Below are 12,195 nucleotides of genomic sequence, written 5' to 3'. Positions count from 1 at the left end.
AAAGGGGAGGAATGAAGATGAAAAAATCAAAATTATTTATCGTCCTCGCCTTAGTATTAGCCTTAGGAGTATCATTATTCTCAGGCTGTGCTAGGGGAGGCGGAGCTGGTCAAACAATTAGATATAACTTAGGTGCAGAACCAGCAACAATCGACCCACAATTAAATAGTGCCGTTGACGGTGCTACAGTTATTGTTAACTGCTTTGATGGTTTAACAAGACTTGATGCAAACGACAAACCAGTTGCAGCTATTGCTGAAAAATGGGATGTATCAGCAGATGGATTAACTTATAAGTTCTACTTAAGAAAAGATGCAAAATGGACTGACGGTCAGCCCGTTAAGGCCCAAGATTTCATTTATGCATGGCAAAGGGCTCTTGACCCAGCTACTGCATCAGAATATGCTTATCAGTTATACTATATAAAGAACGGTCAGGCAATCAACGAAGGAAAGATGCCTGTTGACCAATTAGGAGTTAAGGCGCTTGATGACTATACTCTTGAAGTTACACTTGAAGCACCAACACCATACTTCTTATCCTTAACTGCATTCCCAACATATATGCCTGTAAGAAAGGATGTAGTTGAAAAGGATCCTCAAGGTTGGGCAACAAGACCAGAAACTTATATTTCAAACGGACCATTCAAGCTTGTAGAATGGAGACAAAAGGATGCTATCGTTCTTGAAAAGAATCCAAACTGGTATAATGCAGATAAGGTAAAATTCTCAAGAATCGAAATGAAGATGCTTGAAGAAGCAACAAGTGCCCTTGCTGCGTTTAGAACTGGACAGCTTGATTTCATTGAATCACCACCACAGGCTGAAATTCCAAACATGGTAAAGACAGGAGAAGCTCAAATTTTATCAAACCTTGGAACTTATTTCTACATCTTTAACCTTTCACCAAATGCAGAAAAGATAGACCCAGCTGCTGCAAAGGCTATAAAGGATGTTAGAGTAAGAAAGGCAATTGCTCTTGCAATTGATAGAAAGGCATTAGTTGAAAATGTAACTAAGGGTGGACAATTACCAGCAACATCCTTCGTTCCAAATGGTATTCCAGATGCTGATGGAACAGACTTTAAGAAGAAGGACTACTTCCCAGCAGAGGGTAATGTAGAAGAAGCAAAGAGACTTCTTGCAGAAGCTGGATATCCAGATGGAAAGGGATTCCCAAAACTTACGTTAATTTACAACACAAGCCAAGGCCATCAGGCTATTGCAATGGCAATACAAGATATGCTAAAGAAGAACCTTGGAATAAATATAGAACTTGCTAACCAAGAATGGAAGGTATTCCAAAAGACAAGAAACGATAAGAACTATATCTTTGCAAGACACGGTTGGCTTGCTGACTATGTTGACCCAATGACATTCCTTGACATGTGGGTAACAAATGGAGGACAAAACAACATAGGATATAGCAATCCAGAATATGATAAGAGAATCGAAGCTGCAAAGAAGGAATTTGATCAAGCAAAGAGAATGCAACTTATGCATGAAGCTGAAGACATCCTTATGGAAGATATGCCACTTATCCCACTTTACTACTATACAAATGTTGTATGTATAAAGGACTATGTAAAGGATGTTCATAAGTCAGCTCTTGGATTCGTTTACTTCGATTACGGATATATTGAAAAGAAATAACAAAAATAAACCCGCTATTTTGCGGGTTTATTTTTTCAGGAGGGGTTTTTCTAGGCGTGTAATATGCACACTGGGTTTCTTGATTTAAAACGTTTTGTGTTATGCTGATGTGATCAAGGCTGCATTTGCCATCCATTTCATAAATGCAATTAGCCGAGCAGTTGATGTTGGTCATCCTCTTCCCTCCCATTATTAGTATCTCCCAAATAGTGCAAATTAATGAATATTGAGCTTGCATAGATTGAAAATTGATTGTCTACCTTTTTAGATACTTCAGATAGAGGAATTAAATTGTTGCTTATTTTAATTGACTTTAGAAATACTGGAGCTAAATTCACTTCGCTGAATATAGGAATGTTTTCGTTTATTTCTATATCCAATCCATCGATGTTTACTTTTCTTTCAACTGTTGACTGAACGAGTTTATCGATAGTATTGCTGATAAATAGGTCGATTATATCTAATAATTTATCGTCCTTTTTATTAAGAAATAGGTATAAAGACATTTTATAACTTCTGCAGCATCCCTTATGGAGTATTTTACTTCATCTTCAATGGCAAATATACCCAAAGTTTCGTTAAAGGTTTCAAGCAGCATATTCAATATTCTTTCGGCGGAGATTTTAAACTTTTCAATTTTTGTTATTAAATATCCTTCTAAAAGAGCCGAGGCTGCTCTAAAATGGGTAATTAATGAAGCAGGAAGGAAATTATTTGGTGATTTTTCAATTTCACCAGTTATTTTTATTCTTGATTCTATTTCTGCACAACCTAAGGCAATAAGCTCGCAAATTGATGTTAATACTTCTTCATCTTTTATATATTTTGAAGCTCTATATAGCGATGATATTATTAAGGAAAGATTTCTTGTTGTTAACTCTAGGGCAAGATTGAAGTTTTCATAGAGGAACTTAAATATTTTCTCCCCATCTAGTTTATACATCTTCACCTTTTCTGAGTTTTCCTTTAGTGTTTCTTTGTAAGCCATAAAGGCTTCAAAAACTAACACTTGATCTAAAAAGTCAAATTCCTTTGAGTTTTGTTTTAGTTTTAAATTGTCTCCGATAAACTTTGTTTTATCCTCTGCATCCACAAAAAGACCATCTTTGTTTCTAAGATAACCCGTAAGAAAGTCTATAAAGTTTTTAATCTGTCGTCTTATTATAAAATCCTTTGCTTCAGTTGTAGGTTGTTGATTTAAAAGGCTTATCATTGAAGTAATTGCAAAAACTTGTGAACTTACGTAATTTCTTTTTAAAGGAATTAAAATCCCAAATATATTTCCCTGGGTTTACAATTGAAGAAGGCGCCTCTGAAAAGCTTGCCTTTGCTTCCTTATAAATACAATGCAAAGGCATTAGATTTTCTAAAAGTTCCTTGTCCTTATCGCTGGAAATTTTGTTGATATGTTCCCTTTCCTTTTCACTGAAAAAATACGGGATTCCACATCCTGAGTAAAATAATGTCCATAAAATATTATTTAGAGCATAATATTTCAGCTTAGCAAAGGCTAATAATTTATCCACCTCAATCACCGACAAATAAAGTTCTATTATTATAATATGATGATTGGACAAGTTATGTTACAAAGGCATTTAATTTTTTCTTACAAAATAATATAATATATTTGGAATGGAGGTTAGGCTATGGATATAGGAAAGCTACCAAACGAAATTTTAAGAGAAAAAATTTTGAGAAAAATAAGAAAAATAAATGAAGATGTTATAGTAACGCCATCCATTGGTGAGGATTGTGCTGCCATTAAATTTGACGATGAAGTCTGTGTGGTGACGACGGATCCTATTACGGCTGCAACTAAGGATATTGGTAAAATTGGCGTTATAATAAACAGCAACGACATCGCATCTTCAGGGGTAAGGCCAATAGGCATAACCGTAACGCTTTTAGCACCGCCCAATGCTAAAATAGAAGAAATTGAAAATATAATGGATGATATAATAAAAACCTGTGAAGGTTTAAATATAGATATATTAGGTGGTCATACAGAAATAACCGACGCTGTTAATAGATATATCTTATCCATAACAGCTATAGGAAAAGGGAAAAAGATAGTTAAAACTGGTGGTGCAAAGGTTGGAGATGATCTTATCATGACAGGCTATGCAGGGCTTGAAGGAACATTTATTTTGGCAAATGAGCTTTATGATAAACTTATATTTAAAGTTGATAAGCATATATTAGATAAAGTAAAAAAATGCAGCCGTCTATCAGCGTTTTGGAGGTTGGACTTGTTGCAGGCAAATTTGGGGTTAATTCAATGCACGATGCAACTGAAGGGGGAATATTAGGAGCAATTTGGGAGGTCGCAGCATCAAGCGGGAAAGGAGTATATGTTTATAAGGATAAAATTCCAATGCTTGAAGAAACAAAATCAATATGTAATGCTTTAGGTTTAGATCCGTATAGGCTAATCTCAAGTGGCGCCATGCTAATTTCAACTTCAAAAGGAGAGGAGCTTTTAAATATATTTAAAGAAAAAGGAATACATGCATCTATTATTGGAAAAATTACAGAAAAGGATATTATATTAAACGATGGTGGTAAGGAAATAGAAATAAAAGAGCCATCGTCTGATGAAATATATAAAGCGTTTAAGGAGGATTAAAATGAGAGTTGACGGACGAGATAACTTAGAGCTAAGGCCAATTAAGGTTACAAGAAATTACATAAAACACGCAGAAGGGTCTGTTTTAGTTGAATTTGGTGATACTAAAGTAATCTGCACAGCATCCATCGATGATAAGGTCCCACAATTTTTAAAGGGAACAGGACAGGGATGGATTACATGTGAATACGGGATGCTCCCAAGGTCGGCTGTGGAGAGAAAGCCAAGGGAGGCTGCAAAGGGTAAGATAGATGGAAGAACGGCAGAAATTCAACGGCTAATAGGAAGGGCATTAAGATCAGTGGTTGATCTTACAAAAATCGGAGAAAGAACTATATGGATAGATTGCGATGTTATTCAGGCAGATGGTGGAACTAGGACAGCATCCATCACAGGCGCCTTTATTGCCCTTGTGGATGCCATTAATAAACTTGATGAGGTTGAAAAATTAGCTGTCTATCCGATTAGAAATTATGTGGCGGCTGTAAGCGTTGGTATATTTGACGGAGAAGTCTTGCTTGATCTTTGCTATGAGGAGGATTCTAAGGCCAAGGTTGATATGAATGTTGTTATGACTGACAAGGGAGATTTTGTAGAGATTCAAGGAACAGGAGAGGAGTCACCCTTTAATAGAAAAGAACTTAATATGATGCTTGAAGCTGCAGGAATGGGAATAGAAAAACTTATCGAAATTCAAAAAGAGAGTTAGGCAGTGCTGCAAATAGAATTGGGGAGGAGATTAGTGTTGAAGTTTCAGAAGATAATACTAGCCAGCAATAACAAGCACAAGGTTGATGAGATAAAAACCATTCTTAATAAATATGGAATAGAAGTTTTATCATTAAAGGAGGTAGGAATAGAGGTAGAGGTTGAGGAAGATGGGACTACCTTTGAGGAAAATGCCCTTAAAAAGGCTTCAGAAATTTGTAAGTTAACAAAATTGCCTTGTATCGCTGATGATTCAGGGCTTGAAGTGTTTGCTTTAAATGGAGCGCCTGGAGTATATTCAGCAAGATTTGCCGGAGAACATGGGAATTACAAAAAGAACAATCAAAAACTATTAGAGCTTTTAAAGGATGTTCCTTACGATAAAAGGGATGCCAGATTTGTTACTGTGATTGCCTTTGTAACAGATGATGGTGATAAAATTTTAGCAAGAGGGGAAGTATTTGGGAAAATAGCCTTTGAGGAGAAAGGTGAAAATGGATTTGGATATGACCCGTTATTTATTTATCCGGAACTTAACAAGACATTTGCACAGCTAAGTCCAGAAGAAAAAATAAAATTAGCCATAGAAGAAGGGCGCTTGATAACTTTGTTAAGTTATTCGAAGAAAAGTATAAGCTATAGGGGAGCGGAAGTGAGGGTTGGAATTGTAAGCGATACCCATAAAAATCTCTTTATGCTGGATAAGGCAATTAAAAATATGGGTGAGATTGATCTTTTGATTCATCTTGGAGACTGTGTAGAGGATGTCAAAAAGATAAGCGAAAAATATAATAATATTGAAATCGTATATGTAGCTGGAAACAATGACTGGTCATATAAGGAAACGGAAAAGATAATCACTATAAATGGCAACAAAATATTGTTAACCCATGGCCATAGATACAACGTTTACTTTGGACTTGAAAGACTTTATTTTAGAGCATTAGAAGCAGAGGCCAATATAGTCCTATATGGTCACACCCATGTTCAAAATATTGAATGGGTAAATAATATACTTTTTATAAATCCAGGAAGCACAACATTGCCAAGGGATAAAAGTCCAGGGTGTATTAAACTCCTATTCGACGAAAAGGGCGATTTTGAAGCCTTTACATACAAATTTGAGTATTAACTAAAAAAATTTTAAAAAATGTATTGACACATATCACATTCTGTTGTATACTCTATTATGTCGTCAGGCGGACGACGCCGACGACGAAAAGTCGGGGTGTGGCGCAGATGGGAGCGCGCGTGGTTTGGGACCATGAGGTCGCAGGTTCAATCCCTGTCACCCCGACCAAGATTAAAAAGTGCTTGACAAAATGATTAAATATGATATAATTAAACATGTCGATTGCGCGGGTGTAGCTCAATGGTAGAGCACCGGCCTTCCAAGCCGGTTACGTGGGTTCGATTCCCATCACCCGCTCCAGATAAGCGCCTTTAGCTCAGTTGGATAGAGCAACGGCCTTCTAAGCCGTGTGTCGGGAGTTCGAATCTCTCAAGGCGCACCATTGTGGTGGATATAGTTCAGTTGGTTAGAGCGCCAGATTGTGGCTCTGGAGGTCGTGGGTTCGAATCCCACTATCCACCCCATAAATGTTGGGCAGTAGCCAAGTCGGTAAGGCACGGGACTTTGACTCCCGCATTTCGTAGGTTCGAGTCCTACCTGCCCAGCCATGTGAGCCACTAGCTCAGTCGGCAGAGCACAAGACTTTTAATCTTGGTGTCCGGGGTTCGATTCCCCGGTGGCTCACCAAAATATGCGGGCGTGGCGGAATTGGCAGACGCACTAGACTTAGGATCTAGCGCCTCGTGCGTGGGGGTTCAAGTCCCTCCGCCCGCACCATTTGTTATGCGGGAATAGCTCAGTTGGTAGAGCGTCACCTTGCCAAGGTGAAAGTCGCGGGTTCGAGTCCCGTTTCCCGCTCCAGGCATGCGGGTGTAGCTCAATGGTAGAGCACCGGCCTTCCAAGCCGGTTACGTGGGTTCGATTCCCATCACCCGCTCCAGATAAGCGCCCTTAGCTCAGTTGGATAGAGCAACGGCCTTCTAAGCCGTGTGTCGGGAGTTCGAATCTCTCAGGGCGCACCATAATGTGGGCCATTAGCTCAGTTGGTAGAGCACCTGACTCTTAATCAGGGTGTCCTGGGTTCGAGTCCCCGATGGCCCACCATTAATTTTGCTTACATAAGTTAATATGTGAGCGCCCATAGCTCAGCTGGATAGAGTTACAGACTTCGAATCTGGAGGTCGTAGGTTCGAGTCCTACTGGGCGCACCAGTTAGAATGCGGGCCATTAGCTCAGTTGGTAGAGCACCTGACTCTTAATCAGGGTGTCCTGGGTTCGAGTCCCCGATGGCCCACCAAAACCACCAAAATGGTGGTTTTTTATTTATCCTTTATTTTTTTACATATTAGTGTATAATCCTTATTGAGAAACAAGGGAGGTGAAGGGATGGGAAAGCCCAGCATATTCAGCAAGGATTATGAAAAGATGATGCGAAGAAGAAGAATAAACATTACTTTGATAATTTTAATTATAATAAGCGTTGTTTATTTTTTGGAGATAGATTTATTAAATTGGACTTTTTAAAAAATTCAATCTTGCTTTTTGAAAAGTTGAAGATAGAAAAAAGATTGGAGATAAAAAAACACAAGAACCAACGACTAAGGAAAGCGTAAAAGAGTCTCAAAAGGAAGTTAAAAATATAAAAGTTGAAAAGTATAAAAAAGCGATGGGGCTATAATTGAATTTTACATAGATACGGTTAAAGGTGAAATAGTCGAGATCAAGGATTTAAAGGGAGAGACGAATTATAATATTTCTCAAAATAAAAAGTTTGCTGTTTTTGACGATATTAAGGCAGGTAAAATTCTTTTTTAGATTCACAGGGTAATGTTAAGGAGCTGACAAGGGATTATTATAGATCATCAAAACTAAATAAAAATTTTTATAGAAAGGATATATTAGCATCAAACCCTGATTATATATGGGCGGCAAAGCCATATATCGCTTATGATGAGAGGATTTTGTTTTTATCAGAGCTTCCTTATTTTAAAAAGGACGGTAGTATTCATCTTTGGTATATAGATTTAAAATCAAAGCAGATAAAAAGAATAACAGATCTTAATATAAAGGATATTAATTTGGTTGAGTTTATAGGTTATGATGAAAACGGAGTAAAAATAAAAGTAGGGAATGATTATTATATTTTAAAAAAGATAATTATAAATTAGTTAAGTCATAACACATTATCAATTGAACATTTCGAACATATAATTATATTAAGCAATCTTTATGGTGATTATATGCTCAAGTTCCACAGAATAGACGACATAGAAAAGTTTGTATCAAGCACTCTTTTGGAGGATTATAAGAAAAACTATACAAATCTTTTATTGTCGTCGATTATGGCAGGAATTCATAGGACCTTTGGATTGAGGCATGAAGGAATAATAATGGCACTGGAAATTGTAGATACAATAAAAGATGATACCTCTAATCTTATTGAAAGAAATCTACTTGTTTGGAACCTATATGTTTTAGCTCATGAGTTTATAGAAGAATGCTCCTTTGAAAGGGCTATGAACTTCATCGAAAGGGCAGAAAAAATTGGACTAGAGATATTTTGTTAGGAGACGAGATGGGGGTCTATCATGTTTCCTGGATCGAGCAGATTTGGCTCCTTAAAAGCCATATTTACATGCTTTTAAAGGATGATAATAATTTTCAAAGGACTACTGATATGATTTTGGATAGTAGATTAAAATTGTTTAAAGAGGCAGAAAAAGAAACTGAAGAAATCATCATTTTTGATAGATGCACCTATAATGCGTATGAAATTATGGCTATGGAAAGTAGAAGAAAAAATATTGTAAATGCAATAAATTTTTTAAAACAAGCAATTTTGATAAAAGGAAATATTAAAGTAGATAATGACAATAAAAATATTAGTTCTAATCCATATAAATATTATGATAATCTTATGAATTTTTTCAATAGGTTGCAAGAAAAGCCCTATGATAATATTAAATATTTATACTGTGCTTCCTGTAGATTTTTGACGGTGAAGGGCTTTGCAAAAGACACGGAACTACAACCGATAAATTTAAGGCATGTAGCATGTATGAGGGACAAAATAAAAAGGCAACCCCCACGGAAACAATATGAGGCGGCAGCACTGAAACAGGAACAGGAACAAAACAGGAGAAGGGATTGCCTTTTTAATTATATTTAATTATGCACCCATTTAATATTTTATCCTTAATTATAATTATTATACATTCTGATAAAAATTTTGGAGGAATCCTATGAAAAAATTTATTTGGTTTGTTCTTTTGATACTATCATTATTTCTTATTAATGCCTGTAGTATTCAAAGTCCAGATATATCAACCTTTAATGGAAAGTTAGTTTTTTTACTGTTGATGTTGGTCAGGGAGACTGTCTTCTTATTAAAACACCAGGTGATAATTATGTAATGATAGATTCCGGTTCACAAAATGAAGAAAATAAATTAAAATACTTTTTAAATGAGTATAATATAAGAAGGATAGACTATGTTGTTGCAACCCATCCCCATGAAGATCATATAGGCAACATGGATTATATTATCAAAAATTTTGATGTTAAAAAGGTTTATATGCCTAAGGTTACTTCAAATACTAAATCCTTTGAAAATCTAATGGAAGCTATTGAGGATAAAGGTCTTAAAATAAATACAGCAAAGGCAGGGGTAAATTTTCAGTTAGATGGAGTTGAATTTAAATTTTTAGCCCCTAATAGAAATTATTATGAAGATTTAAATAATTATAGTGCAGTATTGATGATAAGCTATGACCAAAACAAGATTTTGCTCATGGGGGATGCAGAAAAACCTTCTGAGGATGAGATTATTAAAAAATTTGACGTTAAGGCTGACATTTTAAAGGTTGGACATCATGGAAGTTCATCCTCAACTGGAAGCAGATTTTTAAATAAAGTTAACCCTTCCTATGCAGTTATCTCCTGTGGTAAAAATAACGATTATGGTCATCCCCATAGGGAAATTTTAAGTCTTCTTAAGAAAAACAATATAAACATTTTAAGGACGGATCTTGATGGGACGATAATATTTTTGCTCGATGGGCAAAAGATAGAATTATATAGATAATTACACTTGAATGTAAAAATATTGTATGTTATCATTATAATGCATATTTGTAAGGTTTTTAGCTGCGTAAAAAATTAAAATTGAATATAGAATGGAGGATTTTTCAATGAACACAAAAGTAGAAAGAATAGAAAACAATGTAGTTAAAATTGAAGTTACTGTTCCTGTTGAAAATTTCAAAGAGGCTCTTAAAAAGTCATATGAAAAGAACGTGTCAAGATTTAGCGTTCCTGGATTCAGAAAGGGAAAGGCTCCAATGGCTATTATTGAAAAATTCTATGGAGAAGGCGTTTTCTATGAAGATGCTATTAACTTCATAGTAGAAGAAACATATCCAAAGGCTGTTGAAGAAAACGATATTCATCCAGTTGATTACCCAGAACTTGATATAGTTCAAATTGGTAAGGATGTTGATTTTATCTATACTGCAAGAGTTACAGTAAAACCAGAAGTTAAGCTTGGTCAATATAAAGGACTTGAAGCTACAAAAATAAGCTACTTAGTAACGGATGAAGACGTTGAAGCTGAAATCAACATGTTAAAGGAAAAAAATGCCAGAATTATAAACAAGGAAAATGGAACAATAGAAAAAGGGGATATTGCTGTTATAGATTTTGAAGGATTTATAGACAACACACCATTTGAAGGTGGAAAGGCTGAAAATTACGAGCTTGTTATAGGTTCAGGAACATTCATTCCAGGATTTGAAGATCAATTAGTAGGTGCAAAGGTTGGAGAAACTGTAGATGTTAATGTTACATTCCCAGAAGATTATCATGCAGAAAATCTAAAGGGCAAGCCAGCTTTATTTAAGGTTACTATAAAGGATATAAAGGTAAAGGAATACCCTGTAGTTGATGATGAGTTTGCAAAGGATGTTTCAGAATTTGAAACATTAGAGGAATTAAAGGCTGATATTAGAAAAAGAATTCAAGAAGAAAATGATAAAAGGGCAAAGATGGAACTTGAGGATCAGCTTATCGGAAAAGTTGTTAGTGCATCAGAGGTTGAAATTCCAGAGGCCATGATAAATCAAGAAATCGACTATATGGTAAAGGATATGGACTATAGATTAAGATACCAAGGATTAAATATAGATCAATACATCGAAATGATGGGAATCACTATGGAAACTTTAAGAAACGATCTTAAGGAAGTTGCAACAAACAGAGTTAAAACTAGCCTTGTATTAGAAGCAATAGCAAAGGCAGAAAATATTACAGCTACTGAAGAGGAAATTGAAAGTAGAGCAGAAGAACTTGCAAAGCGTTATGGAGTTAAGGATATTGAAAGAATGAAGAAGGCTATTTTAGATTCACAAAGAGCATTAATTGCTGAAGAAATTGTGAACAATAAAGTTATAGACTTTGTTGTTAGTGAAAGCAAAATAATAGGTTAATTTGTTAAAGCAATTGCTTTTGGCAATTGCTTTAACTTAAATTAAAGGAGGGATAGTTATGAGTTTGGTTCCAATAGTTGTTGAACAAACCGCAAGGGGTGAAAGATCCTACGATATTTATTCAAGACTTTTAAAGGAAAGAATTATTTTCCTTGGGGATGAAATAAACGATCAAACTGCAAACCTTGTTATTGCACAGCTTTTATTCTTAGAATCGGAGGATCCAGATAAGGATATATATCTTTATATAAACAGCCCTGGAGGAGTTATATCAGCAGGTCTTGCTATTTATGATACTATGCAATATATAAAGCCGGATGTTTCAACTATATGCGTTGGTATGGCAGCTTCGATGGCGGCGGTTCTTTTAGCTGCTGGTGCTAAGGGAAAAAGATTTGCTCTACCTAACAGCGAAATAATGATACATCAACCACTTGGTGGGGCAAGGGGTCAGGCAACAGATATAGCAATTCATGCGGAGCATATATTAAAGTTAAAGAAAAGGTTAAATGAAATTTTAAGCGAAAGAACAGGTCAGCCAATAGAAAGAATTGAAAAGGATACAGACAGAGACAACTTTATGACAGCACTTGAAGCAAAGGAATATGGTCTTATAGACGATGTTATTACCAAGAAAATTACTAAATAATTGTG

At 35.7% G+C, this 12,195-nt stretch carries 15 protein-coding genes, 13 tRNA genes and 1 pseudogene; 26 read left to right on the top strand and 3 right to left on the bottom strand.

Translation table 11 applies throughout. From position 1 onward, the window contains the following. The first annotated feature begins 11 nt into the window (after positions 1-11). Positions 12-1,652, top strand: a complete 1,641-nt coding sequence (locus PWK10_RS11830) for a peptide ABC transporter substrate-binding protein (RefSeq protein WP_446715251.1) — start codon at positions 12-14, stop codon at positions 1,650-1,652. 149 nt (positions 1,653-1,801) lie between these two features. On the opposite strand, the gene PWK10_RS11825 is transcribed toward PWK10_RS11830, so the two are convergent. Genes PWK10_RS11825 through PWK10_RS11815 form a run of 3 tightly spaced genes read right to left on the bottom strand, consistent with a single transcriptional unit; the run spans position 1,802 to position 3,193 of the window. Then, the gene (locus PWK10_RS11825; RefSeq protein WP_274766176.1) at positions 1,802-2,158 is read right to left on the bottom strand and encodes a hypothetical protein; all 357 of its coding nucleotides are present in this window, start codon (positions 2,156-2,158) and stop codon (positions 1,802-1,804) included. Next, the gene (locus PWK10_RS11820; protein WP_274766175.1) at positions 2,113-2,865 is read right to left on the bottom strand and encodes a hypothetical protein; all 753 of its coding nucleotides are present in this window, start codon (positions 2,863-2,865) and stop codon (positions 2,113-2,115) included. Before PWK10_RS11820 ends, PWK10_RS11825 begins: the two co-directional genes overlap by 46 nt. Next, positions 2,831-3,193 (bottom strand): hypothetical protein, encoded by a 363-nt coding sequence (locus PWK10_RS11815; protein ID WP_274766174.1) that lies wholly within the window; start codon positions 3,191-3,193, stop codon positions 2,831-2,833. Before PWK10_RS11815 ends, PWK10_RS11820 begins: the two co-directional genes overlap by 35 nt. 105 nt (positions 3,194-3,298) lie before the next feature. Between PWK10_RS11815 and PWK10_RS11810 the strand changes: the two genes are divergently transcribed. The 25 genes and pseudogenes from PWK10_RS11810 (at position 3,299) to clpP (ending at position 12,190) form a co-directional block, all read left to right on the top strand. Continuing rightward, entirely contained in the window at positions 3,299-3,961 is a 663-nt protein-coding gene (locus PWK10_RS11810) for an AIR synthase related protein (RefSeq protein WP_274766173.1), read from the top strand. Then, positions 3,931-4,278 (top strand): AIR synthase-related protein, encoded by a 348-nt coding sequence (locus PWK10_RS11805; protein WP_008909132.1) that lies wholly within the window; start codon positions 3,931-3,933, stop codon positions 4,276-4,278. The genes PWK10_RS11810 and PWK10_RS11805 overlap by 31 nt, the downstream gene beginning before the upstream one ends. A gap of 1 nt (position 4,279) precedes the next feature. Continuing rightward, a complete protein-coding gene (gene rph / locus PWK10_RS11800; protein ID WP_274766172.1) occupies positions 4,280-4,987 on the top strand; it encodes a ribonuclease PH in 708 nt (235 codons plus the stop codon). Between the two features lie 36 nt (positions 4,988-5,023). Continuing rightward, positions 5,024-5,628 (top strand): annotated as a pseudogene (locus PWK10_RS18780) (XTP/dITP diphosphatase). Between the two features lie 10 nt (positions 5,629-5,638). Then, a complete protein-coding gene (locus tag PWK10_RS18775; protein ID WP_342455510.1) occupies positions 5,639-6,118 on the top strand; it encodes a metallophosphoesterase family protein in 480 nt (159 codons plus the stop codon). 92 nt (positions 6,119-6,210) lie between these two features. Next, positions 6,211-6,286, top strand: a tRNA-Pro gene (locus PWK10_RS11790). Between the two features lie 58 nt (positions 6,287-6,344). Next, positions 6,345-6,418 (top strand) — tRNA-Gly (locus PWK10_RS11785). 5 nt (positions 6,419-6,423) lie between these two features. Beyond that, positions 6,424-6,500, top strand: a tRNA-Arg gene (locus tag PWK10_RS11780). 5 nt (positions 6,501-6,505) lie between these two features. Next, a tRNA-His gene (locus PWK10_RS11775) sits at positions 6,506-6,582 on the top strand. Positions 6,583-6,589: 7 nt separating this feature from the next. After that, positions 6,590-6,666: transfer RNA gene (locus PWK10_RS11770), tRNA-Gln, on the top strand. Positions 6,667-6,669: 3 nt separating this feature from the next. Beyond that, positions 6,670-6,745: transfer RNA gene (locus tag PWK10_RS11765), tRNA-Lys, on the top strand. A 6-nt stretch (positions 6,746-6,751) separates the two neighbouring features. After that, positions 6,752-6,835, top strand: a tRNA-Leu gene (locus PWK10_RS11760). Positions 6,836-6,843: 8 nt separating this feature from the next. After that, a tRNA-Gly gene (locus PWK10_RS11755) sits at positions 6,844-6,919 on the top strand. Positions 6,920-6,924: 5 nt separating this feature from the next. Next, a tRNA-Gly gene (locus tag PWK10_RS11750) sits at positions 6,925-6,998 on the top strand. Between the two features lie 5 nt (positions 6,999-7,003). Beyond that, positions 7,004-7,080, top strand: a tRNA-Arg gene (locus tag PWK10_RS11745). A gap of 6 nt (positions 7,081-7,086) precedes the next feature. Next, positions 7,087-7,162: transfer RNA gene (locus PWK10_RS11740), tRNA-Lys, on the top strand. 30 nt (positions 7,163-7,192) lie between these two features. Then, positions 7,193-7,269, top strand: a tRNA-Arg gene (locus PWK10_RS11735). 10 nt (positions 7,270-7,279) lie between these two features. Then, positions 7,280-7,355: transfer RNA gene (locus tag PWK10_RS11730), tRNA-Lys, on the top strand. A gap of 89 nt (positions 7,356-7,444) precedes the next feature. Next, the gene (locus tag PWK10_RS11725; protein ID WP_274766170.1) at positions 7,445-7,582 is read left to right on the top strand and encodes a hypothetical protein; all 138 of its coding nucleotides are present in this window, start codon (positions 7,445-7,447) and stop codon (positions 7,580-7,582) included. Between the two features lie 437 nt (positions 7,583-8,019). Then, the gene (locus tag PWK10_RS11720; protein WP_274766169.1) at positions 8,020-8,226 is read left to right on the top strand and encodes a hypothetical protein; all 207 of its coding nucleotides are present in this window, start codon (positions 8,020-8,022) and stop codon (positions 8,224-8,226) included. A gap of 72 nt (positions 8,227-8,298) precedes the next feature. After that, positions 8,299-8,625, top strand: a complete 327-nt coding sequence (locus tag PWK10_RS11715; RefSeq protein ID WP_274766168.1) for a hypothetical protein — start codon at positions 8,299-8,301, stop codon at positions 8,623-8,625. Positions 8,626-8,633: 8 nt separating this feature from the next. Beyond that, the gene (locus PWK10_RS11710; protein WP_274766167.1) at positions 8,634-9,227 is read left to right on the top strand and encodes a hypothetical protein; all 594 of its coding nucleotides are present in this window, start codon (positions 8,634-8,636) and stop codon (positions 9,225-9,227) included. Positions 9,228-9,470: 243 nt separating this feature from the next. Continuing rightward, positions 9,471-10,142 (top strand): ComEC/Rec2 family competence protein, encoded by a 672-nt coding sequence (locus PWK10_RS11705; RefSeq protein ID WP_274766166.1) that lies wholly within the window; start codon positions 9,471-9,473, stop codon positions 10,140-10,142. 106 nt (positions 10,143-10,248) lie between these two features. Continuing rightward, on the top strand, positions 10,249-11,541 hold the full coding sequence (gene tig / locus PWK10_RS11700; RefSeq protein ID WP_274766165.1) for a trigger factor: 1,293 nt from the start codon (positions 10,249-10,251) through the stop codon (positions 11,539-11,541). 58 nt (positions 11,542-11,599) lie between these two features. Further along, positions 11,600-12,190: an ATP-dependent Clp endopeptidase proteolytic subunit ClpP gene (gene clpP, locus PWK10_RS11695; RefSeq protein ID WP_008909140.1), complete on the top strand. Its 591-nt coding sequence runs from the start codon at positions 11,600-11,602 to the stop codon at positions 12,188-12,190. Positions 12,191-12,195 lie beyond the last annotated feature (5 nt).

The sequence above is a fragment of the Caloramator sp. Dgby_cultured_2 genome, assembly GCF_028872215.1.
Taxonomy (GTDB): Bacteria; Bacillota; Clostridia; order Clostridiales; family Caloramatoraceae; genus Caloramator; species Caloramator australicus.
The sequence above is the reverse complement of the archived record's forward strand: the minus strand, read 5'-3'. Positions and strand labels throughout refer to the sequence as shown.

What these genes read in the sequence shown, in the direction of transcription:
- PWK10_RS11805 (WP_008909132.1), top strand. Translation starts at nt 3,931, where the DNA reads ATGCACGATGCAACTGAAGGGGGAATATTAGGAGCAATTTGGGAGGTC.
- PWK10_RS11825 (WP_274766176.1), bottom strand. Translation starts at nt 2,158, where the DNA reads ATGTCTTTATACCTATTTCTTAATAAAAAGGACGATAAATTATTAGAT.
- tig (WP_274766165.1), top strand. Translation starts at nt 10,249, where the DNA reads ATGAACACAAAAGTAGAAAGAATAGAAAACAATGTAGTTAAAATTGAA.
- PWK10_RS11830 (WP_446715251.1), top strand. Translation starts at nt 12, where the DNA reads ATGAAGATGAAAAAATCAAAATTATTTATCGTCCTCGCCTTAGTATTA.
- rph (WP_274766172.1), top strand. Translation starts at nt 4,280, where the DNA reads ATGAGAGTTGACGGACGAGATAACTTAGAGCTAAGGCCAATTAAGGTT.
- PWK10_RS11705 (WP_274766166.1), top strand. Translation starts at nt 9,471, where the DNA reads ATGATAGATTCCGGTTCACAAAATGAAGAAAATAAATTAAAATACTTT.
- PWK10_RS11710 (WP_274766167.1), top strand. Translation starts at nt 8,634, where the DNA reads ATGGGGGTCTATCATGTTTCCTGGATCGAGCAGATTTGGCTCCTTAAA.
- clpP (WP_008909140.1), top strand. Translation starts at nt 11,600, where the DNA reads ATGAGTTTGGTTCCAATAGTTGTTGAACAAACCGCAAGGGGTGAAAGA.
- PWK10_RS11715 (WP_274766168.1), top strand. Translation starts at nt 8,299, where the DNA reads ATGCTCAAGTTCCACAGAATAGACGACATAGAAAAGTTTGTATCAAGC.
- PWK10_RS11810 (WP_274766173.1), top strand. Translation starts at nt 3,299, where the DNA reads ATGGATATAGGAAAGCTACCAAACGAAATTTTAAGAGAAAAAATTTTG.
- PWK10_RS11725 (WP_274766170.1), top strand. Translation starts at nt 7,445, where the DNA reads ATGGGAAAGCCCAGCATATTCAGCAAGGATTATGAAAAGATGATGCGA.
- PWK10_RS11820 (WP_274766175.1), bottom strand. Translation starts at nt 2,865, where the DNA reads ATGATAAGCCTTTTAAATCAACAACCTACAACTGAAGCAAAGGATTTT.